Raw genomic sequence first — 22,554 nt, 5'->3', positions numbered from 1 at the left:
AGCTTAATATGACTTCGTTTCCGGGCGAATCGCCTTTGCAAATAGCGCTTCTGACCATATCCAACCGGCACAGCCTCGAAACGGACGATACCGGTGTCTGGCTCAACAATGCATTACAACAGCAGGGGCATCAGCTTTATCAGCGCGGTATAGTGAAAGAAGACTTGTATCAAATCCGTGCGGCTGTCAGTTCATTAATTGCTGATGCAGTAGCACAAGTCATTTTGCTGGCTGGTGGCACTGGCTTCCATGCCAAAAATTGTACGGTTGAAGCTATCACACCATTATTTGACCGGGAGATCCCTGGATTTGGCGAGTTGTTCCGGACCCTGTCCTATCAAAAAATTGGCAGTGCCGCCCTGCAATCCGGTGCTATCGCAGGGATTGCCAACCAAAAACTTATTTTTGCCATACCTGGCAGTGTTGATGCCGCTCATCTGGCAGCAGACCAGATTATTTGGCCTCAGCTCATTGCGCATACCAAACCCTGTAATTTTACCAGTCTGCTGCGCCGTGGCAGCCCTTGTGGTACTTCTGCAGTAAAAGGAACTAAAGATGACTGATTTGACCCACCTGAATGCACAAGGTGAAGCACAAATGGTTGATATTGCTGGAAAGCTCGCGACTAGCCGTACTGCCGTCGCCCAGGCAGAAGTCAGTATGTTACCTTCAATCGTTTCGACCTTAAGCCAATTACCTAAAGGTGATGCTCTGGCCTGCGCCCGGATCGCAGGCATTATGGCCGCGAAAAAAACTGCAGAATTAATTCCGCTGTGCCATCCATTGTTGCTCAGCAAAATCGATATTCAATTTGAATTAGACGCTACGCTTGGCAAAGTATTGATCCGGGCTTTATGTAAAGTAGAAGGCAGTACCGGTGTAGAAATGGAAGCTTTAACTGCGGTGAGTGTCGCAGCCCTGACATTACACGACATGGCCAAAGCCGCAGATCCAGCCATTGAAATCAACAAAATCCATCTTATCGAGAAAATTGGCGGCAAATCAGGCCACTGGATAAGAACTGAATCAAGCGGAAAATGACAACATGAATCAAGCGCCTGTCACAGAGGTGTTATTTTTTGCATCTTTGCGTGAAGCCATGCAGATCGGCAATCTAAAGCTAACACTCACTAAACCGGTAGAGGTCAAAGATTTAATCCTGATGATTGCCGGACAGTCGGCTCTTTTCGCCGCGGCCCTGACTGAGCGGGAGCTGTTGGTTGCCATCAATGAGCAACTGGCAAGTCAGCAAAGTATGGTCCAACCCGGCGACACCATCGCCCTCTTTCCACCAGTGACCGGGGGCTGATGATGACGTGGATTAACTGCCGGATCCAAGTAGAGGATTTTTCACTAACTGAAGAGTATCAGACACTTGTTCGGCAAGATTGCGGTGCAGTGGTATTGTTTTCCGGCCTTGTGCGCGACCAGTTTAAGCCGGACACCGACAATTCAACTAACGTTGACCGGCTTCAGGCGCTTGAACTGGAACATTATCCTGGCATGACCGAGCGCAGCATCACAACAATTGCAGAGCAAGCGGCGCGACGCTTTGACTTACGGGCTGTCACTATTATTCACCGGGTTGGCGTATTGCCTGTTGGTGAGCAGATAGTGCTGGTTGGTATTGCCGCACCACACCGGCGCGATGCGTTCGCTGCCTGCGAGATGCTGATGGATTATCTTAAAAATGAAGTGCCACTGTGGAAAAAAGCCCATTTTCATCAATCCGCCGAGTGGGTGGAAGCAAAAGCCGCGGATAAAAACGCTTTGCAACGCTGGGAACAACCAAAGTGATGAACCTCTTGCTGCGTCTGGTGTTTGTGCTGATATTCAGTGGTATCTGGATCAATGTTTCTGCGCAAGACAAGCTCTTTATCGCCGCAGCGTCAGATCTGCGTTTTGCGCTGGAAGACGTTCTGCGTGATTTTAAAGCGAAATATGCGCAGGACCTCATTGGAGTATCGGTTCAGGTGATTTACGGTTCGTCGGGAAAAATCAGCAATCAGATCCGCCAAGGCGCACCATTTGATGTGTTTTTTTCAGCAGATAAGCATTTCACTCAAGAGCTGTTTCGCGGAAACTTCACCACTGACGAGGGAACCGTTTATGCACGCGGTCGTCTGGTGCTTTGGAGTCCAAAGCATGATCTGCGCGGTGTCTCGCTAAAAGAGCTTACAGCAGATAAGTATCTGAAAATCGCCATTGCGCAGCCTCTTCATGCGCCATATGGCGAAAGAGCCCGCCAAAGTCTGGTATCTGCCGGAGTGTGGTCACAACTGGAACATAAGCTGGTTTATGGCGAAAACATCGCGCAAACTGCACAATTAGCACAAAGTGGCGCAGCAGATGTGGCGATCATCGCCCTGTCATTGGTGAAAAATCAGCGATTAACTCCAGGCACTGCAGCGCATTATCAGTTGCTCGATGCATCAACCCATCAACCGCTGCTACAAAGTTACGCTTTAACCAAGGCGGGCGCCGAAAAACCATCGGCGCGACTTCTGGTTCAATTTATGCGCACCGCCAAAGCTCAGCAAACTTTGGCGAACTATGGGTTTGAGTTACCTGAGCCAACACCAAAGGCGGCTGAATGACAGCGCTAACTGCAGCAGACTGGCAAGCAATTCAGCTGACCCTGACACTTGCTTTTTACACAATGCTGCTGCTGTTAGTGATTGCTACACCATTAGCCTGGTGGCTGGCTGGCGAACGACGTGGCTTATCCGTTTTTAGTTATTGGTTGCGGACTTTGGTGCAAACAGTGGTTGCTCTGCCTTTAGTCCTCCCACCCACAGTGCTTGGGTTTTATTTGCTGTTGTTTCTTGGCCCGCAAGGCGTTGTCGGCAACACACTGCAACAACTGGGGTTGCCGCATCTGGCATTTTCCTTTTCGGGTATATTGCTGGCGTCGGTGCTGTATTCGTTGCCATTTGCCGTGCAGCCTTTGCAACAGGCATTTGAGCAGCTGGGCCGTCAGCCGGTTGAGATCGCGGCAAGCCTGGGCGCTGGCCCGGTAGACCGGTTTTTTACTGTGATCCTGCCTTTGTGCCGTGGTGGATTTATCGTCGCGGCGACGCTGAGTTTTGCCCATACCCTTGGCGAATTTGGCGTGATCCTGATGTTAGGTGGCAGTATTCCGGGCCAGACCAAAGTGTTGTCCATCGCTATCTACGATCATGCAGAGGCCATGAACTATGCGGCAGCACAGCAGCTTTCATTGTTGTTATTGCTGTTTTCGTTTGTGGTGCTTTTTGTGGTTTACGGTGCTCGTCGCAAAATCGGGAGTCTCTGATGACGGCATTACGGATAAAAGCGCACTGGCAAAGACATCACTTCAATCTGAACATCGATACCACTTTGCCTGCCAGCGGCATCACCGCATTGTTCGGCAGATCAGGCTGTGGCAAAAGCAGTTTACTGCGACTGATAGCAGGCCTCGAGATCGTCCCTGATGCAACGGTCATGTTTGCCGACCACCCCTGGCAACACCAGCAAAATTTTGTCCCGCTGCATCGACGCCGCATTGGTCTGGTCTTTCAGCAAAGCGGATTATTACCTCACTTATCCACAGAGCAGAATCTTTTATATGGTTTTCAGCGCGTACCGCCAGACCTACGCCGGTTAATGCCTGCAGACGTCATCAGGATGCTTGAACTGCAACCATTACTGAGGCAACCGTTAGCCAGCCTGTCCGGTGGGCAACAACAACGCTTGGCTCTTGGCAGGGCCTTGCTGGCGAATCCCCAATTGTTGCTGTTAGATGAACCCTTCGCGGCCTTGGACAATCAGAGTAAAACGGCGATACTGCCCTATATCCGGACCCTGGTTGATGAAACCGGTATTCCGCTGTTTTTTGTCTCGCATGACAGCCGGGAGGTTGAAAAACTTGCAGACCAGCTAGTTTTGATGGATGCCGGTCAAATCACAGAACAATCCAGTCTCACTGCTGCATTGGCAAACCCAAATAATCCTTTGTTTGATGGTTCCGACATCATCTCTTTGTTTTTCGGGGTACCGGCTGAAAAAGACAGCTGGGGGCGGATTCCAGTTCTCAGCAACGCTTGTTGTCTTTGGCTGGGAGATTGCACGGCTCCAATTCCAACGTCGCAAGGTCAGATCAGACTCAGTATTCGGGCCAAAGACGTGAGTCTGGCTCTTTCACCAATCGCAGATTTGTCGATCCAAAATCAGTTACCAGCACAAATCATCAACATAATACCTTACCGTCAGCAATTCCTAATCCAACTGCAATTGGCCGATGGCCAGCTATTACAAGCTGAAATAACACCATACGCAGTTGCACAGCTAAAGCTTACTATCGGCCTGCAAGTGTTTGCCCTGGTTAAAGCAATCGCCATCCGCTAACCACACTCACTATGTCACTTGCTTATGCGCTGTTACACAGTCCGCGCTGAAAACTCGCCAGAGTCTCACTGTAGCTGTGCTGTGGCAACATGACTTCAATCAACCTTGGTCTACGTGTATCCGCAAGTGCGTCGGCCAGCGCGCCATCGAACTGGTGCAGATTCCAGATTTGACTGGCACCACAACCCATAGCTCTGCCAAGCGCGGCATATTGCCAGCCGGCTAACCCGGCTGCGGCCAGAGCTGGTGCAAATGCTTTAATCATGCCCCAACTTTGATTGTTCAATACTATGACGATCGGATTCAGTCCATACCGCTGGCAATGACCAAGCTCCAGCCCTGTCATCTGAAATGCACCATCACCGACCAGTACTATCGGACGTAATCCAGAACTTAACTGCAGGCCAAGCGCAGCAGGCACTGCAAAACCCATCGAGGCATAGAATGCTGGTGCTAGTAGCTTAGAAGGATTGGCTGATAAGGCTGCAAACAAACAATCACCGATGTCTACAACAAAAGGGTAGGTGTGCGTTTGTTGACTTAATAATTGATGCAAGCGATTTACCAGCGTGTCAGAACGCCAGCCTTTATCTGTTTGTGCGTTTTGTTCTGATGCTGACCTTGAGGCATTTTCATCACAGTCTGCGGGCATCTGCACCTGTGGTTTTGCCTCAGCTCGGGTAGTAAAAGCATGTTGCAGTGCGGCGAATACCTCAACTGCAGGTAATTTAATGACATGGCCATCTGGCAATTGAGTTCGCTGCTCGTCCACCCACAGCACAGGTCTTCCGGCCAAAAGGCTGGGATGTGCAGCAAAGTTACTATCAGAGCGAATAACACCGGCACATATTAACAAGTCAGATTGCAGCAGCCAGGGTAATACCGGGTCGTCCTTCGCCCCGCTATATACGCCTTTGTAACTGGCGGCACTGATATCTAACACGCCACGCCCCAATAACGTGGTCAGCGCCGGGATCCCGCAGCGCTGCGCCAATTCGGCGACTGCATGGTCAAAGCCAAAACGCTTTGCTTTCACGCCGATCAATAAACAGGGGGTTGTTACTTTGGTCGGCAAATCCAGACAAAACTGCTCCAGCTGACGTTGTGCATCCCTGAGAGCTGTTTCATTGACATCATCCGACGCGCCAGATTGCATCTCCGGAAGAGAAAGACACAACACTTGTGCATTCGCCATATCGCGGGGCAGTTCTATCAATACCGGTCTACTTTCAGCTATTGCCCGTTGAATCACCTCAGTAAGCTGCTGAACTGCCGTTGCGGGATCATCGAGCCGGCATTGCCCGCAGGTGACTTCAGTTAAAATTCTTCGCTGCGCGTCAAGATCACTTACCTGATGATGTAGCAATAAACCAGAGGCTACTTCCTGCTGCGATGGATAGCCGGCAAACACCAGCAGTGGCACAAATTCCATGTAGGCCTGGGCAATCGCATTCACCGCATTCAGAGCTCCTGCGCCATAGGTCAGCATCACCGCAGAAGGCGCATTGCGCCAACGCGCCGCTGCATCGGCGGCATAGACTGCTGAGGGTTCATGGCTGAGCTGGATCAGCCGCAGTGGCTTTGCTTGTTGCCGTTGTCCCGACTCCAGCGCGCCCAGCCACGGCAGAATAAAGTCGCCGGGAATGGTATAAAGGTCGTAGATGCCGTTGTCACTGAGTTGCCGCTGTAACAGGTCTGCCAGAATCATTGTTGCGCTCCGCAATAAAATTGCGTGCTATTGTGCAGTGACAACAGCCGCTGGCTTTGCGCTACATCAATAAAAACGCCGCTGTCTGCGGCGCAAAAGGAGTATCCCTGAAAGTTAATGCTGTTTGCGGTTAACGCCACCAGCAACTTTTGGGCTGGACCCAAATGTCTTCGCCAGGTTCTACGTCATTGCGTTGTTGTTCAAGCCAGGTCAAAGCATCGGCATGCATCATCGAACTCAACATCCCTGAACTATCAGTTCCTACAGACTCCGCTTTGATGCCGTCAACGGTGACCTGTAAATTGACTCGTTGCATATCAAGCCGGCCGGGCTTTTTACGCAAGCCCTGCACCGTTTTAGCCGGCCACAACACCGGTTTTTGAACTTGTTGACCACTTAATAATTGCAGCGCCGGTATCAGTAGTTGTTCACAGGTGACCGCGGCAGAAACCGGGTTGCCTGGCAGGCCAAATAACCAAACCGGCGAGATTTGATCGTGACATTCGCTATCAGCCCGGTTCAGCCAACCAAACGCAAATGGTTTGCCTGGTTTGATGGCAACCTGCCAAAAATCCATTTCACCGAGTTCGCTGAGTACCTGACGGGTATAATCAGCGTCCCCCACTGACACGCCACCACTTGATACGATGACATCGACCTTATTTGCCGCAGTCTGCAGTAACGACCTGAGCGCCTGCGGGTCATCGTTCACCCAACCTAAATCGACGACATCGCAACCAAATCGCTTCAGAACTGACAGCAGCATAATTCTATTACTATCAAACAAATCGCCGTCCTGCAGCACTTCCCCCGGCTGTTTTAATTCATCACCACTGGATAACACGCCAACCCGAACGAGCTGATATACCGAAACTTCAGCAATCCCTAAAGTCGCCAGTAAACCAAGTTGCAATGGGCCTAATACCGTGCCCTGTTGCAAAACTAATTGACCGACTTCTAATTCACTGCCACATAAACGTATATGTTGCCCCGCAATCGGCCGTCGTTTAATGACCAGCGATGCGGTATCAAGCTCTGCCGACAGTTGTATATCCTCTTGCATCACCACTGTATCCAGATCTGCCGGAACCACAGCCCCCGTGGTGATCCGAATACAAGCCCCTGTAGGTATCTCGCCCTCGAACGGGTGACCGGCCAGACTTTGTCCAACTATCTGCCAGCGTTGCTGTGTGCTTAACATCACATCAGCAAAACGCAACGCGTAACCGTCCATTGCTGAGTTAGTCGCTGTTGGGACCGCAATAGGTGAAAACACATCAGCAGCAAGTGTGCGGTCTAGCGCAGAGAAAATACTGACGGTTGTGGCGGTCAGCTGCATTCTGCTGCGGATAACAGCTAATAAACGCTCTTGTGCCTCGGAGAGCGGTAGCATCGCCACTTTTGGTTGCATGTTGTTGGTTATCAAGTTCTAGCTACCTTTTTTGCCTTGAAAATTGACCATCCACACTGCTGCCTCTACGCGTGAGCGTAAATTCAGTTTTTTCAGCAAGTGCTTCACATGTACCTTGACGGTGCCATCAGAAATATCGAGCTCGCGGGCAATCAATTTATTGCTCCGCCCTTTCGCAATCAATTCCAGAATTTCTTGTTCTCGGTTCGTCAGTTGGCTGAGATCTGTCGCTGGCTTTTCAACAGGTCTGCGGATCGCATCAGCAAGTGCTGCGTTTACGGCTTCACTGAGCACCATTTTGCCATGCACTGCTTTTTTGATTTGCTCGAGTAATTCATCCGGATCTGAATCTTTCAGCAAATAACCATCAGCGCCCAGGCTGATCGCTTTAATCACATCCTCATTCGAATCCGATACCGTCAGCATCACGATGCGGGAAGTGACGCCATCGTCGCGTAATTTTTTCAGCGTCTGATGGCCATCCATGCCCTGCATGTTCAAATCAAGGATGATTAAATCCGGGTCCAGCTCATTGGCCAGTACGATAGCTTCGGCACCGGAGCTGGCCTCTGCAACAATCTGCAGCTCCTCCTCAAACGCCAGCAACTGGCGTAATCCCTTGCGAAGCAAAGGGTGGTCATCGACCAGCATCACACTGAAACTGTCGGTTTCTGCTGTATCGGTTGTATTTTTTTGCTGCTCTGGCATTTCAGGTGTCCTGTTAGCATCCGGTCAGGTGCCTATTAAGAAATATTCCGTTTGTCTGTATGTTGATTTATATCATGTCTGAGCATTTGACCGAAATGCAGGGGTAATTCTCAACCATAGAACACGCTCCTTCAACAGCTCATATCCATCTGTTTCTAATGAACTTTTCTATCAAGCTATGAATCAACCTACCCAATAATAGGTATCACCAACAAGCTAATAGCTGATTTTTGCTAACTATTCAGATCCATTGAGGTCGCCTGAACCACCCTGCATAGTAATTGTGATACGCAAAAATATGCAGGAGTTTTTATGGCCGATCTAAAACGATGGCAACCAGAAGATGAACAGTTTTGGTCACAAACTGGTAAAGCCATTGCCACACGGAATCTATGGATCTCGATCCCTAGCTTGTTATGCGGCTTTGCCGTCTGGATGTTGTGGAGCATTCTGACCGTTCAGATGCTCAACCTTGGCTTTCCTTACAGTGCCAGTGATTTATTCTCGTTAACTGCGATTGCCGGATTAACCGGGGCAACTTTGCGCATCCCGGCAAGTTTCTTTGTGCGGTTATGCGGCGGCCGCTACACCATATTTCTGACGACATCACTATTGATGATACCGGCGATTGGCACCGGCTTGGCCTTACAGGACAAAAACACGCCGTTTTGGGTATTCCAGCTGATGGCGCTTCTATCCGGTATTGGTGGTGGTAACTTTGCGGCGTCGATGTCGAATATCAGTTTCTTTTTTCCAAAAAAACAACAAGGCCTAGCCTTGGGATTAAATGCAGGTCTTGGTAACTTTGGTGTCACCAGTATGCAAATTCTGGTGCCTCTTTTCATGACTTTCGGCGCCTTCACTGCACTTGGCGGTGGCGACTCCATGATCCTGCAAAAGGCGAGCGGCACCCTGATTGGCGCGATTCCGGCAGGTAGTGAAACCTGGGTACAAAATGGCGGCTTTGTCTGGTTACTGCTGTTAGTACCATTAGCGTTTGCCACCTGGTTTGGTATGAACAACATCAATACCGACGAAGTAACGCCAAAACTACCATCCGCGCCTGTGTCTTTTGCGATCCAACTCTCCATGCTGTCCATCGGCTTTTTAACTGCCATTGCCGGCTTGTGGTTGATGCTACCAGCCACAGCAAACGGTTCAGGCTTTGGCATCCCAAAAGAGCTGGTGTTAATTGCGGTATTGTTTGCCACAGTCTTTCTGCTGAAACTGCTTCCTGGCGCTATCAGAGCCAGTTTAGAACGTCAGTATCAAATCTTTGGTAATAAACACACCTGGGTGATGAGCGTATTATATGTAATGACGTTCGGCTCATTTATTGGGTTCTCTGCAGCATTCCCACTCTCTATCCAAGTCATTTTTGGTTATAGCCATCAACTGGCCGACGGCGTCATGACACACACAACGGTGAACCCAAATGCACCCAGCGCTTTGACTTATGCCTGGATAGCACCATTTATCGGCGCGCTTATTCGTCCTGTCGGTGGCTGGCTTGCCGATAAACTGGGCGGTGCTTTTGTGACTCAATTGTGTTCTGTCGTCATGATTGTCTGTGCACTCGGAGCCGGTTACTACATGCAACAGGCCTATCAATCCGCAACGCCAGAGCAGTTTTTCATGCCATTCTTTTTAATCTTTCTGGGCCTGTTCGCTGCCAGCGGTATCGGTAATGGTTCAACGTTCCGCACAATCGCGGTTGTCTTCCCGAAAGAACAGGCTGGCCCAGTATTAGGCTGGACATCTGCGGTCGCAGCTTATGGCGCGTTTTATATTCCTCAGGTATTTGGTGAACAAATTAAAGCGGCGACACCTGAATATGCGATGGTCGGTTTTGCAGTGTTCTATGCCATTTGCTTGGTACTGAACTGGTTCTTTTACCTGCGTAAAAACGGCGAGTTTTATAATCCGTAGAGCAATGCAAAGTACGTTTTTAGCGAACGAAAAAGCCAGCTTCAGTTTACCTGCGGCTGGCTTTTTAACTTATATTGAGCGCACCGCAGTAACTCACTTCAGGCACAGACATCATCTGTCGCTGGTTTTTACTTTTTTGATAGAGTTGCTGTTGTGGCAACCTTTGTTACAAGCGAATTAATGGGTCAAGTCGCCGATTAGCAAGCTGACAATCAGTTCCGTAGTGTTCTTCGTCGGCGAGTTGCCAAAGACACAACTATAGAACAACCAGTTCTCTGGCTTGAGCAGGTCCTGCTTTAACCTGTATTCGACAAACTCTGGAGTGGCCTAACAAACAGCGCAACTCCAAGAGGGGAAGCTCAATCCCCACATCCATCTCCAAAGAACTCAAACTAACCGAATGATTACACCTGATGATCCACATCGAGTGGCTCGGTAATGGCCAACATTACAAATTCGTCTTCATTGCTGGAAGGCCTGATTAAAAGCCGCTCTTCACGAGATAACAGACCATGGATTTTTAATTTTTCGTATGAATTAAAACATGCTAATGCTGAAAACAACTGGTCACGATTAACGACAACCGCGGGGCCGTTGGTTGCACCTTTGTCGGCTATTACATCAGTATGAAATGAACCGCTCGCATACTCGGTCAATTGCAGAAGATGGATTTGACCGTCAATCATTTGAATTTCGACGATGTCCTCCGAAGGCCTCGTTGTTACGACTATCTGTTTCAGTCCTTGCTGCAACCGCCAGTTCGAATCAACACACCAGCCTTTTTTTGCCACGCCGAAGATAGGTTGTTCCATCAACTCGAAGTCATCGCGCTGTGAGAGCTCACAACTTATACCTTGGCAGGTCAAAACCAGTTGTGATTGATTGCCAACACTCATTTCCACTGGACCAAGTTTTGAGTTCAAAAGTAGCGCTAAAGCTTTTGTGAGATAATTCAACTGCTCTGAATTCAAACGAATGTATGTATCACTCTCGAGCTCGTGTTCTAACAGCCGCAACCGCGCAGAAATATCAAGCGCAACTAAATCGATGAACAGTGTGGATGCATCGCTCGAAAGTATGACCTGCAATTTCTTTTGTTTTTTTGAGGACATCGCATACGCTTTTATGCACTTAAAAGTTTCAAGGAGGTTATTACGACAATAAAAGATGTTTGACTGGTCAACAGTCACAGAACTGTAGTCGGTAATTAATTTTGTCGGTTGGTATATAACATGATGTAGGCTAGCGGTTTGAATTTCGCTGAAATCATCAGTGTTAAAGATGTCATTAGTATACATAGCCGGCTGAATTCGCAGCCGTGAATCCTCTAAAGTTAGCTTCACAAAGCTTGTACAATCCAATCCATTCAAACACTTGAGCATAGGTTCCGCCGATACAGTAATGTCTAGATCACCATCCCACTTGTTATTGATTTTCAACGAAGCGACAACAATGGCTGGCTGCAAAGTCGTGTGTGTTTGGATTGACATAAAATCTTGATTTCGCTGTGCAAAAATACGGATTTCTTGATGTTTTTGGAAATTATGTGTGGGGGCCTTCAGATTGCTAATGAGTGTTAAAATCACTATAAATTTATCGTATTCAACGTATATACAATTAGTCATTAATGACACCTCGACTATGGTTATAAAAATTAATAAGTTCAATTATTTCAAATAAATACTGCGTGCCTTTTTGACATCTCTTAAATGACGACATCGAAATAGATGTTTTTGGCGAACTGCTAGCTTCAAACTGCAAAGCGCAGTCAAAACGCTGAGCAACGTCGAGCCATGCCTGGCGTGGGAGATCGTTAATTGGCAAACTGACAACAGCCTGCAACCTGCTGAAACCAATCGAATTCAGTGCAAAAAGCACTTGCCGTAGCGTTCTGACATCCCGAATCTCATGGCCTTGAGTAACAAGTTCTTGCAGTGTGTAAAGCGCTCGAATGGATTTGGCGGTCCAGCGTTGTTGCGAAATAAACTCGATTTGTTGCAGCGTGCGAGACTGATTGAGCATCCGGGTGAGGGTAACTACGTCAATCGACGGCACGTCTTGGCTGTGCTGAAAAACTGCAGAGCTTTGGTTCGTAGTTAAAAATTCATGTAGCGCCGTGACATAATCTGAAAACGAAAATGTCCTCGCCTCCTCATGTGCATCAACCATATTTCGGACCACTGTTTTCTTGAGACCACGACTGGCATGTTTAAACCATTTAGTTTCGTCAAACTGTTGATGACCCAGAATTTCATAGCGATAGCTATTGGCGGACAGGAGCAATGCCAGCATGTCTCGGTCTGGAGCTTCGGTTCGTAATGAGTTGAGTTCAAAAGCCAAAAACGGCAAAAAATGTAAGTAACATGCTGCGCTGACCACAGGTGATGCATGGCCTAATTGACACGCCAGAATGTTGAAAACTGATGCCTGAGGTAACAACGGATGGCCGACCCGCCGAAACTGCTCTTTTAACTGTGAGATGGTGTCATCACTAAATAATTGATGTTGAAACAGCGCGTAACGTTCTCGCCAATCCGAACTGTCAAACGCCGCCATCATCAACATAAACAGCATGTTGTTGGCTGCACAATGACGTAGCGAGTGCACAACAAACTGATTGTTACCTGCCAGTTTGCGAAGCGCGGCAAGAGCGCTAGGCAGGTAAAAAGCAATCACGCGCGGAGAAAATATCTTGATTGAGTGCTGCTTTCGCATCGCTACAAATTGCAGAAAAGCGGAACGTACATCAGCTGGCATAAACATCAAGCTGACACGTCGCACCGAGGTTCGGCTCTTACGTTTTGAGCGCCTGGTGACATATAAAAATTCGGCGCTGACATCATCGACAAATAATGTCATCGCCTCATCATGTCGGAGCCCCAAAAAATAGCAAATCCGCAGAAACCACTGTGTTGAAACATCAGATACGGCTGCAATCGCCTGCTCGAAAAGCATCGGAGACAGATAGTGTGTGCGCGTTACGGCCACTTTCTCAGAGATCACATCTAGCGATTCACCAACCAACCTGATCGGCGCGTACTCGCTAACGAACTGCAGAAAAATTAGCACCGTATTTTGTCTATCTGGCGCCAATGTGACCAGATAATCCTCAATCAACTCAGTGAGATCCGCGAGAGCATCACCTTCCGACTGAGCTAGCTGGAGCAGCGCTTCATCGTTGAACACGTTTATACAAAACTGTTGCAGCGTCGATAAATAGGTCAACACTGTATTCACCGCCAAGCGCGTTTTCCAAGCAGAGCCATGCAGAAAAAGCGAGATGCAATAATTCAGAAGCACTCCACATATCCCGCTGCAGCTGCGGCTTTTCTGCAAAAGAACTTGCAATTCAGCTTTGCAGATATTGAAAGCTCGCGTGTTTCGATGTTCGTTTTCGGATTGTTGCTGAAAGCGGCGCAAACATAACGACAATCCAGACATGACGACACCATCGTCCTGATTCTGGCCAAATGCCAAAGATGCAGCAGTTTGCAATTGCTCCCGCGAGCCAAAAACCACACGCCGCTTGCGGCGTTTTGATGACTTATCTCTTACTTCATTTTTATTTTCGTGCGGTTGATTGGTCAGGTGCGTGATGATATCTGGTGCACTTAACGAAGCACTGAGTGGATTCAGTTCATGGTAGAACAGCGGTTGCTGCATCAAACCGATAGCAGATATAGCATCATCAAGCGTTCGAAGCTGTCCAAATTCTGGCGAGTATATGTCTGCATAAACTGCTCGGAGCTGGTCAGCAGATATCCGCGATTTGTGCAAACGTTGCCACAGCAGAAGTCCAACTGCGTCCAACAACAGGTAGCCATCGCCATGAGGTACCAATGCTCGATTAGCATCCGGCATTACGACAATTTCATCGATACAGAAAAGCTGTTCGACTCGAGTCACTGCGACATGTTTTGCCAGCAGCAATGCAGTTGCCAACTTTTGCAGTGTCGTGTCGAAATGTGCCAAGAGAGGCTGGAAATACGCTAACACTGCGGCAATGTCACCGACTCTTGCAGTCGATTCGTTAAAAAATGGCTTCGGCGGTAGCAATCGTATTGTTTGAACCGGCGGCAATAAATATGGCAGGTCCAGTACAGCAGATTCATAGCACCACCAGAGCGCTTTTTGTAGCGCGCTTAGCTCAAGTTCAGTTGTCGCCTCGAAATAAATTTCTCTCGATATTTCAACGAAATGGCGTTTTGATGGGGTCAACTTAAATACTTTGTACTGCTCGAACACATCAAGAACAAAATCGAGCGTATGCCGGAGTGATTTATCCTCGTTCGCAAAGCAAATGATTAATTGATCTGGAGTCATCATGCCAATCCCTCCAACTGCGCGAGGGCTTGTGCATCTAGCTCAGCAAATTCAAGGTCATATTGCTCCATTTGTTGGCGCATTAAATAAGCTGCGCGCTTGGGAGATAACGCAGAAAAGCGGTCCAGCAGACCGACGCCAGCTTTTGAGTGATTCATCAAAAAATTCAGCAGTCGCTGGTCAAATCGGCCGGTCGATGTTAGGAAACGCCTAACCGCAACATGGCGAAAGCTGTGCGATTTGAGCAATTCATTGGTCCGTTGATAAAGTAACGAATCCACCGTTTTGCGGCCAAAGTGTTGCCATTGCCTGCAATCATCGTCGAACCACATTAATGCGTGTGTCGGTGACGCGAAGAGGGCCCGGAGTGCATAAGAAACAGCGGCGTTACGCCATGCGCTGAGCAATTGGCATGCCAGGGATGTCAGTACAACAAAGCGCCTTTCATCCGCGTGGTGCACGCGCTTGTCCGCCACCGTCATGTAGCCGCCTTCCACATTTAGATGCGAAAATGGAGGAAACGGCTCACGCACGGGGCGAATTGCAGAGGTGCTGGCAATGCGAAGGTAAATGTAAAGAGCAATGGAATTGAGGTCAGGTTCAGCCAACAACACCTGATACAACCCCGCAAGTAGCTCAGATCTTAAAGTGATTTTGGAGCCGACCTCGCAGTGAAACTGCCTTGAGACTGCAAATCTAGCGGTCTCATGTGCATCAATATGCGACCACCGCATGCCCGTTACATCACAAAAATCTCGCCATGCACGAAGCATTGTCGAGCCGATTTTATGCGGTTCAGCAGACACATAGTGGCTCTGCACAATGGTGTTTTGCGCTAAAAACGCACGGTAGGTTTCAGGAATTGTATGTTTTGAATACTGCAAAAATGCTCGGTGCAGTGCTGAGCTACCAATTCCCCGGAGCGGCAACGATGTCGCTTTTAGTTTTGTATTCAACCACCGGCGGTAGTCTACGACGTCGATATCTAACGCTTTTTGCAGTGTGCAACCGTGGCGCGCGTCACTACCAATGGCACGCAGAGTGGTATTAAGTAGATCCAAAATGGTCGATGGAAGCGACAATTGCAGCCGGCTTGATGCCACAAAATGAATGCGTGCATCGCTACCTTCTGGAGACATTGTCTGCAATAAATCAGCGCGCAGATTAAGCTCGGCACTGATAAACCGGCCCTCACGCTCAAATTGATAGGCAATGTAATTCTGTGATTGCTCGACTGGTAATCGCTCTGCCAACTTGTTATTGAGAACTAACTTTAGCGGTGATGGCACACCAAATAGCTGAAAAATGAACAGTAGTAGATAGCCAGCATCAACAGGCGCTATCGCTACCGTACTATTGCGAAGCAAGCCTGGCGCACAAACTTTTAAAAATTCATTGAGCTCATTTGGCATCGCAGCCTGCATACCAAGCGCGGTTGCGTTTTCAAATGCATAATAAGCACGCTGTGCACCAGCCATTTTGAATCGAAACTTGCGACGCTGCTGCTCAGTGTTGAGTGACAGCTCACTCGCCAGACGCATAACACTGCATGATGACTCGCCAGTTTCATCGCTGGTTTCAACATACTCAATATCATCGTCAATCGCCTGTACGTGATGATTGTCAGCAGCTAACAATGCTTTGCTGCCAGACTGCGAGCGCTGCGTTTTTAGAAAAAATGGCGCGACAAGTCGCAAATCCTGCACGTGAGCAGCAGCGCTGCTCAAGCGCTGATGCACCTCACGAGTTGTCAGGTGAAGCAGCTGATGTAGTGGCAGCACTGCTAACTTATTTTCAATAAAAGTACGATAAAAATGTAGATAAGCTGTGTAGTCGCGAAGGCCGCGAACACAATACACATGCGTCAACAAAGCATATTGTTGGTTGAGTAAATTCTCCGCGTAGAGGTCGTCACTAGGCTCATCCACGAGCAGCAGCGTAGCTAAAAATGGATCCGATTTCAGATGGTTATGCAGCGCGGACCTAGTCCGTTTTGGAACCTCAGCGGATGGCACCTGCGACAAAAATTCAATCATCTCCTGAGTTTGCAAAAGCTCGAATCGAGTGAGCGGTGCGACATCGATTTTGTAATGCAGAATGCGTTTGAGCCGCGTGGCAAGTTCAAGAAAAGAAAACTCTTCTGGCACCTGAAAAAGCTCGAGAATTCTCAGTTTCATTTGCCATCCCCCTGCGGCGAAGGGATAGCTTTCAACACACGTTGGATATCAACCGTCGTGATCGACTTCTTCTTTTGAAGTTTTGGCTTGCGGCGATAGACCGCAGAGCGATGTCTATCGATGATTTCAGACCACTGACGCATGGAAAACAGCTGTTCAATGGCATAGTCGTCCGCCACAGCTTGGTGCCATGCTGGTGTTGCGGCAGCAGAACGCTGAGTGACATATTGAATACTCGCGATATTCAGCAACTGCCTCATCAGCTCAGGTTTTGATTTGGCCTTCGAGACAATAACGACCGTAGCGTCAAAACGTGGCAACTGCTCTGCGGCGACTGCAATCAGATTATGCTGCTCCAACGCATAAAATTCTTTTTGGTATTCGAGCACACGAATGTTCGAGAGCAGTGTTTCGAGAAGACTACTGTCACCACGTCGATGCAAGATATCGAATAGACGTTTGGAATTCGCGTATGCATCGGCCGCTAAAAAATCTGGCAACACGATGATTTTTTGAAGTGAAATTTTGGGCATGGCTGCTACCTGTTTTGTTCAGATAGCTAGTTAATCTACGCACTTTTTTGCGTCTGTGTAAAATTGGACGTAGTTAAAACAGGGGGTCTGAGATCTTTCTTCATTCTCTTGCACCTTTAAAAGGTAAAAAATACCTTTTTCGGATACATGTCGAGATGTTTCACCAAATGATGTGTGGAACGCTTCCTTACGTACTCAAACTGACCTTCTCATTGCAATTGCCGCACACAAGCAACAGGGATTCAGCAAGGAGCCACTTTGCTTTGACCTAATTGCAGCTGTCTAAACCAGGTGATCTCGAAAAAACGAATCTCTGCTTTGCCTTATTTGTGGACATTCGTTTTTTCTGAGCTCTGAGATTCTCTTCCAAATTAGTTGGCTAAATTCAGTTGGCCACCGCCCCCAATTGAAGTCAACATTGAGCAGGTGTTGTAGTTCACAAACCAGTGCCAACTGACTAGATCAAATTCAGTTTCTCGACTCACGCTAATTGCTAGCACGATCTATTCTTACGAAATTGAGCTTGATTTATCCTGAACGGCTTAACATGCTTGCAAGCGAAAAAACGAGCTTTGACTTTTGGGTCATCGTCGCAAATGAATCAGGAATAGCTCAAGTGTATTTACGCGCACAGGGTGAGGACTACGAGTCCTGCTTTTTCCCTACAAGCGCTAATATTTCTCTGAGCTCTTCCGGAATGGCCATCGGCTTAAAGGCACAGGCGTTCGAACGCCCCGTATTGCCAAGTGGCAGGCGATTAAAAAGATGACCAAAAGGTGTTAACAACAACCGATAGCTTAGGCCTGCCAGTTCGCGCCAGTCTGCGGTACAAAGGGCCAACCAGAGCATCTGCAAATGACACAAAACGTCTTGTTGACCAAGGATGTGGGCGTACTCCAGGTACGTAAAACTTCTCTCATAGTCCTTTGGTTTGCGCGCTTGGTCGGCCAGCGCCAGGTATTCAAAATAGGCGAGCAATACCTTTGGTTCCATCACTATCCCTGGTCAATTAAAATGCAGTTTCTGCTGGCTGCATTATGATACATTTAATGCTTAAAGTAACTTTAGAGTTGGTGAAAGGCAATGAAAATTGGTGAACTGGCGGCACTGGCCGGATGTGAAACGGAAACCATCCGATTTTATGAAAAGCAGGGATTGTTAGCCGCTCCTGCAAGAACCGCCTCCGGATATCGGACTTATCAGCAGCGCCATCTCGAAGATTTACAATTTATCCGGCATTGCCGGGCCTTTGATATGAGTCTGTCGTTGGTCCGGCAACTCCTGAAGTTTCGTGAAGCTCCCAGCCAACCTTGTGGGCAGGTCAATACGCTGATCGATGAGCAATTGGGGCATTTAGACACGCAATTAACCCAACTTCATCAATTAAAAGCGGATTTACAGGCATTACGGGCGCTTTGCCAGGATGACCATCAGGCCAAAGACTGCGAGATCCTGAAAAATCTGGTGCATCCATGTGCCAGTGATTGTGTACAACATCGGTGAAAAAACTGTTGACCTTAAAGTGGCTTTATAGTTTTTAATGGCGGTATCTTGTTCAAAGTGAGGCCGCTATGTCAGATTGCCAATGTAAAGCCCAGGTGCAAGCCTCTGAAAATGCTCCGTTGCCTGAGTGTTCTGTATCAGATTTGCACCACAAAACCCGCTACCACATTCGCAAGATGGACTGCCCCTCAGAAGAAAATCTTATTCGAATGGCGCTTGGCGCGTTGCCACAGGTGCTACAGTTGCAATTTTTCCTGCAAGACCGGCAGCTTGATGTGGTGCATCAAGGCGGTACGGACGCCATCACCCAACGTCTGGAGTCATTAAATTTAGGTGCAGTACTGCAAAGCTCAGCGCCGTTTCAGGCCGACCCAACAGCGTCAGTTGATAACAGCAAAGCCGATGCAGACGAACGTAAGTTATTACAGCGATTGTTGGCGATTAATGCCGTGATGTTCGTCACAGAACTTATTGTCGGAGTCTGGGCACAATCCACCGGCCTTATTGCCGACTCGTTAGATATGCTGGCCGATGCCGCTGTCTACAGTGTTGCCTTGCTGGCTGTTGGCCTTAGCGCCGCCAAAAAAGTCAGGGCTGCCCATCTTTCAGGTTGGTTGCAGGCGTTGCTTGCAGCCGGTGTGTTGTTCGAAGTAGCACGACGGTTTTGGGCTGGCACTGAACCCATGTCGACGCTGATGATTGTAATGGCGAGTGTGGCACTTATAGCGAACACTTTATGTCTTTATCTCATCTCACAGTCACGCAGTGACGGTGCGCATATGAAAGCGACCAAAATATTCTCGACCAATGATGTTCTGGCGAACCTCGGGGTGATTGTTGCCGGTGGCCTAGTCGCCTGGACGGGATCGGGCTATCCGGATTTAGTGATTGGCGGTATCATTGGGATAATTGTCCTTGATGGTGCAAGACGTATATTAGCGCTACGCACTTAACATAAAGGATTGTTGTGTCTAAATATTCCCGATGGATATTGTGGTTTATGTTTACGATTATGCTTAATCATGCTTTTGTAGCCTGTGACAGCATTGTCGTACATTTACCGACAGAACATCATAATCTGATTTCTTTCGGGGATAATGCTGCGCACCAACACAATGAACATCAAACATCTCACGCCAATGAGGCCGTCAATGATGTTGACGACCCACATGAGCCCCATGTGCATGTGATGTGTTTTGTCGCTTATATGACAAGCGCAGCGGCAGAGTCCGTTGTTCAGACCATAGTTCCGTTTTCCCGTGCTGAAGCCTTCAGCATGACGTACGCTCCTGCTGTGCCCCCGCCAAATGCCTGAGATCATCGTTTTTAGTTAACAACGTGATTTTACATTTGACGGAGAATTTCTATGTCCCGCCCTTATTGCAAAGGCGCTGTTGCCTTGGCATTGCTGTGTGTCGCATCTTTTTCGGTGACGGCGCAAGAGCTTGCGATCACTACAGCGTTAGAAAGAACTTTAACGAGCAGTCCACAACTGCAACTTTATCCTTATCAGCTTCGGATTGATGAAGCTAAAACCCTACAAGCTGGTCTTAAACCAAACCCTGAGCTTGGTGTTTCTGTGGAGAACGTCCTTGGAAATGGCAGCCTCAGCGGCGTTAAAAGCGCAGAGCTTACGCTGACACTGAGTCAGGTCATTGAACTTGGCGACAAGCGTCAGCGCCGTCTGGAGAGCGCAAGTGCAGGGAAAGCACTGACACAGGCCCAATACGAACTCGACCGGGTGGATGTTCTGGCCAAAACCATGACCGACTATCTGGATGTGTTGGAATTGCAGACGGTGCGCAGCTGGACCGCTGAACGCCTGGTGATGGAGCAAAACGCACTGCAGGTCGCGACAGAGCGGTCACGGGCAGGACTAGTCACTGACGCGGATGTATTGCGGCTGAAAAGTCGGGTGCTCAAAAGCCAGATGGATTTAAAAGCGCTCAAAGCCGAACTGCAGGTTGCAGTACGCCAGTTAGCCGCCAATTGGTCCAATGAACCGGATTTCGATACGGTGCAGGGGCAGTTGGCGGTGTTGCCGATGCTGCCATCGCTCAATGAGATGCTGGCAGCGATTGATAGCTCGCCACAACTTGGGTTCTATCTGACACAGGAGCGTTTGGCGGGCACGCTGCAAAACCTGGCGATCGCCAATGGCCAAACCGACCTTACAGTCGGGGCTGGGGTGCGCCGTAACGAGCAGCTGAATGAGAATGCGTTTGTGCTCAGTGTCAGCATGCCTCTGGCACTTTCAAACCCCAATGCCGGTGAGATTGAAGCAGCGAGGGTGACTTCAGAGCGTTCAGCGCATCAGTTAAAGCTCAGTCGTCAGCAATTGCAGCTCTCTACGGGCCGGTTATATCAGCAATTAACCCTGCTTTCAGAGCAAATCCATGATCAGCAACAGGCCATTCTTCCGGCGGCGGAGTCGGTCGTGCAAAGCACACTTAAAGGGTATGAGACCGGCATCTTTGATATGACGGATTTGCTATCTGCCCATGAAGATTTGCTAAGCGCCAAACGCAACATGATTGACGCTCAGGCCCAGTTTCACCGTCAGTTAGTCGAACTCGAACGTCTGGTGGGAATGCCTTTAGTGGTCAACGGACCTGCTGCATTACCATCCCGCATGAAGGAATAACAATATGATGAATTACATCCGTTTTATATCAACGGCTTTACTGCTAACGGCATTCACAGGGTTTTGTGGCCCGTTACAAGCCAGCGAAGAGCATGACCATGCTGACGAACACGCACAAACCGAAGAGAGAAAAGGCCCCAATGGCGGGCATTTACTGGAAAAAGGCTCGCTGACACTGGAAGTTGTGCTCAGTGAAAACGGCGGCAAACCAGAGTTTCGTTTATTTGCATCTGATAATGGAGAGCCTCTGGCCCCCGGGACTTATCAGGCCGGACTGACACTGGAGCGTCTGGGAGGTCGTCGGGATGTGCTGACTTTGCGCCCACGTGGTGACATGCTGGTCAGTCAGGAGCCGGTCGCAGAGCCGCATTCATTTGAAGTGGAAGTTGCACTCAGTGCCAAAGGTCAAAATCATACCTGGCACTTTGAGTCCTACGAGGGACGCACCGAACTTGAAGCGGATGTGGCAAAAGAGTCCGGTTTAATCAGCGAGCCTGTGACTTCAGGTCGTATTCGCACTCAGGCGCATTTGTTTGGTGTGGTATCGGTGATCCCAGAGCAGCAAAGCAGGCTCAGTGCGGTCTATCCGGGCGTCGTGCAAAGTGTGGCGGTGCGGATTGGCGACAAGGTCAAAGCGGGTCAGGTTGTGGCCACGGTACAAAACGCAGCGACATTAAAAAATTACAGCATTAAGGCGTTGTCGGACGGTGAAGTTACTAACCGGTTTGTGAATCCCGGAGAAAAGGTATCGGACCAGGCGTTAGTGGAGATCAGTGATTTATCCACCGTGTATGTCGAAATGTCGGCCTTTCCGGGGGATACCGCCAAAATGGCGCGGGGCAATCCGGTGGTCGTGCGTGATGTTCATGGCGAAGAGCAAACTTCCAGCCAGATTGAATATATTGCGCCACAAATGACCGGTGGCCATATCGCCAGAGCCCGTGCCGTTGTGCGTAATGACAACGGGTACTGGCGTCCGGGTATGCACGTGAAAGCCGATGTGGAAGTGGCCTCGGTGGAAGCGCGCCAAATCGTGAAGAAATCAGCCCTGCAGGAATTTAACGGTGAGACCGTTGTGTTCATCCGGGTTGGCGATATTTATGAAGTGCGAATGCCGGAATTTGGTGCCAGTGACGATAGCTTTATCGAGGTGTTGTCAGGTCTGGAAGAATACGTTGAGGTGGTCACCCAGAATAGTTTTTTAATCAAAGCCGACATCCTGAAGTCTGGCGCCAGCCATGAAGACTAGG

21 protein-coding genes are annotated in these 22,554 nt (G+C 48.8%); 13 read left to right on the top strand and 8 right to left on the bottom strand.

The features are described from left to right. The first annotated feature begins 8 nt into the window (after positions 1-8). The 7 genes from ACFFJP_RS02400 to modC are packed head-to-tail and all read left to right on the top strand — an operon-like array spanning position 9 to position 4,368. Positions 9-563, top strand: coding sequence for a molybdenum cofactor synthesis domain-containing protein (locus ACFFJP_RS02400; protein WP_377240102.1), 555 nt, complete (start codon positions 9-11; stop codon positions 561-563). Next, on the top strand, positions 556-1,041 hold the full coding sequence (moaC, locus tag ACFFJP_RS02395; protein ID WP_377240099.1) for a cyclic pyranopterin monophosphate synthase MoaC: 486 nt from the start codon (positions 556-558) through the stop codon (positions 1,039-1,041). The genes ACFFJP_RS02400 and moaC overlap by 8 nt, the downstream gene beginning before the upstream one ends. A 4-nt stretch (positions 1,042-1,045) precedes the next feature. Next, the gene (locus tag ACFFJP_RS02390; RefSeq protein WP_377240097.1) at positions 1,046-1,309 is read left to right on the top strand and encodes a MoaD/ThiS family protein; all 264 of its coding nucleotides are present in this window, start codon (positions 1,046-1,048) and stop codon (positions 1,307-1,309) included. Further along, positions 1,309-1,797: a molybdenum cofactor biosynthesis protein MoaE gene (locus ACFFJP_RS02385; protein WP_377240095.1), complete on the top strand. Its 489-nt coding sequence runs from the start codon at positions 1,309-1,311 to the stop codon at positions 1,795-1,797. The genes ACFFJP_RS02390 and ACFFJP_RS02385 overlap by 1 nt, the downstream gene beginning before the upstream one ends. Beyond that, positions 1,797-2,597 carry a molybdate ABC transporter substrate-binding protein gene (gene modA, locus ACFFJP_RS02380; protein WP_377243341.1) on the top strand — a complete coding sequence of 267 codons (801 nt, stop codon included), beginning with the start codon at positions 1,797-1,799 and terminating at the stop codon, positions 2,595-2,597. Before ACFFJP_RS02385 ends, modA begins: the two co-directional genes overlap by 1 nt. After that, on the top strand, positions 2,594-3,295 hold the full coding sequence (gene modB, locus ACFFJP_RS02375) for a molybdate ABC transporter permease subunit (protein ID WP_377240093.1): 702 nt from the start codon (positions 2,594-2,596) through the stop codon (positions 3,293-3,295). Before modA ends, modB begins: the two co-directional genes overlap by 4 nt. After that, the gene (gene modC / locus ACFFJP_RS02370; protein WP_377240090.1) at positions 3,295-4,368 is read left to right on the top strand and encodes a molybdenum ABC transporter ATP-binding protein; all 1,074 of its coding nucleotides are present in this window, start codon (positions 3,295-3,297) and stop codon (positions 4,366-4,368) included. The genes modB and modC overlap by 1 nt, the downstream gene beginning before the upstream one ends. A gap of 22 nt (positions 4,369-4,390) precedes the next feature. On the opposite strand, the gene ACFFJP_RS02365 is transcribed toward modC, so the two are convergent. The 3 genes from ACFFJP_RS02365 to narL all read right to left on the bottom strand — a co-directional run bounded on the left by ACFFJP_RS02365 (position 4,391) and on the right by narL (position 8,195). Next, a complete protein-coding gene (locus ACFFJP_RS02365) occupies positions 4,391-6,076 on the bottom strand; it encodes a thiamine pyrophosphate-dependent enzyme (protein ID WP_377240088.1) in 1,686 nt (561 codons plus the stop codon). A 130-nt stretch (positions 6,077-6,206) separates the two neighbouring features. After that, entirely contained in the window at positions 6,207-7,502 is a 1,296-nt protein-coding gene (gene moeA, locus ACFFJP_RS02360; RefSeq protein WP_377240086.1) for a molybdopterin molybdotransferase MoeA, read from the bottom strand. A 3-nt stretch (positions 7,503-7,505) separates the two neighbouring features. Further along, the gene (narL, locus tag ACFFJP_RS02355; protein ID WP_377240084.1) at positions 7,506-8,195 is read right to left on the bottom strand and encodes a two-component system response regulator NarL; all 690 of its coding nucleotides are present in this window, start codon (positions 8,193-8,195) and stop codon (positions 7,506-7,508) included. A 312-nt stretch (positions 8,196-8,507) separates the two neighbouring features. Here narL and ACFFJP_RS02350 point away from each other — a divergent pair, with 312 nt between their 5' ends. Beyond that, positions 8,508-10,124 carry an MFS transporter gene (locus tag ACFFJP_RS02350; RefSeq protein WP_377240082.1) on the top strand — a complete coding sequence of 539 codons (1,617 nt, stop codon included), beginning with the start codon at positions 8,508-8,510 and terminating at the stop codon, positions 10,122-10,124. Positions 10,125-10,528: 404 nt separating this feature from the next. On the opposite strand, the gene ACFFJP_RS02345 is transcribed toward ACFFJP_RS02350, so the two are convergent. From ACFFJP_RS02345 to ACFFJP_RS02325, 5 genes are all read right to left on the bottom strand, one after another. After that, positions 10,529-11,749 (bottom strand): hypothetical protein, encoded by a 1,221-nt coding sequence (locus tag ACFFJP_RS02345; RefSeq protein WP_377240080.1) that lies wholly within the window; start codon positions 11,747-11,749, stop codon positions 10,529-10,531. After that, positions 11,742-14,450, bottom strand: coding sequence for a site-specific integrase (locus ACFFJP_RS02340; RefSeq protein WP_377240078.1), 2,709 nt, complete (start codon positions 14,448-14,450; stop codon positions 11,742-11,744). The genes ACFFJP_RS02345 and ACFFJP_RS02340 overlap by 8 nt, the downstream gene beginning before the upstream one ends. Then, on the bottom strand, positions 14,447-16,624 hold the full coding sequence (locus ACFFJP_RS02335; RefSeq protein WP_377240076.1) for a hypothetical protein: 2,178 nt from the start codon (positions 16,622-16,624) through the stop codon (positions 14,447-14,449). Before ACFFJP_RS02335 ends, ACFFJP_RS02340 begins: the two co-directional genes overlap by 4 nt. After that, entirely contained in the window at positions 16,621-17,157 is a 537-nt protein-coding gene (locus ACFFJP_RS02330; RefSeq protein ID WP_377240073.1) for a hypothetical protein, read from the bottom strand. The genes ACFFJP_RS02335 and ACFFJP_RS02330 overlap by 4 nt, the downstream gene beginning before the upstream one ends. A 642-nt stretch (positions 17,158-17,799) precedes the next feature. Further along, positions 17,800-18,150: a DUF3703 domain-containing protein gene (locus ACFFJP_RS02325; protein WP_377240071.1), complete on the bottom strand. Its 351-nt coding sequence runs from the start codon at positions 18,148-18,150 to the stop codon at positions 17,800-17,802. 90 nt (positions 18,151-18,240) lie between these two features. Between ACFFJP_RS02325 and cadR the strand changes: the two genes are divergently transcribed. The 5 genes from cadR to ACFFJP_RS02300 all read left to right on the top strand — a co-directional run bounded on the left by cadR (position 18,241) and on the right by ACFFJP_RS02300 (position 22,553). Continuing rightward, positions 18,241-18,660, top strand: coding sequence for a Cd(II)/Pb(II)-responsive transcriptional regulator (gene cadR / locus ACFFJP_RS02320; protein WP_306518624.1), 420 nt, complete (start codon positions 18,241-18,243; stop codon positions 18,658-18,660). Positions 18,661-18,728: 68 nt separating this feature from the next. Continuing rightward, the gene (locus ACFFJP_RS02315) at positions 18,729-19,613 is read left to right on the top strand and encodes a cation efflux transmembrane domain-containing protein (protein ID WP_306518626.1); all 885 of its coding nucleotides are present in this window, start codon (positions 18,729-18,731) and stop codon (positions 19,611-19,613) included. Between the two features lie 47 nt (positions 19,614-19,660). Next, entirely contained in the window at positions 19,661-19,975 is a 315-nt protein-coding gene (locus ACFFJP_RS02310; protein ID WP_233080762.1) for a hypothetical protein, read from the top strand. Between the two features lie 51 nt (positions 19,976-20,026). Further along, positions 20,027-21,304, top strand: a complete 1,278-nt coding sequence (locus ACFFJP_RS02305; protein ID WP_377240068.1) for a TolC family protein — start codon at positions 20,027-20,029, stop codon at positions 21,302-21,304. 4 nt (positions 21,305-21,308) lie between these two features. After that, positions 21,309-22,553 carry an efflux RND transporter periplasmic adaptor subunit gene (locus ACFFJP_RS02300; RefSeq protein WP_377240066.1) on the top strand — a complete coding sequence of 415 codons (1,245 nt, stop codon included), beginning with the start codon at positions 21,309-21,311 and terminating at the stop codon, positions 22,551-22,553. Position 22,554 lies beyond the last annotated feature (1 nt).

It is taken from the genome of Rheinheimera tilapiae (assembly GCF_042432165.1).
In the GTDB taxonomy this organism is placed as follows: Bacteria; Pseudomonadota; Gammaproteobacteria; order Enterobacterales; family Alteromonadaceae; genus Pararheinheimera; species Pararheinheimera tilapiae.
The sequence above is the reverse complement of the archived record's forward strand: the minus strand, read 5'-3'. Positions and strand labels throughout refer to the sequence as shown.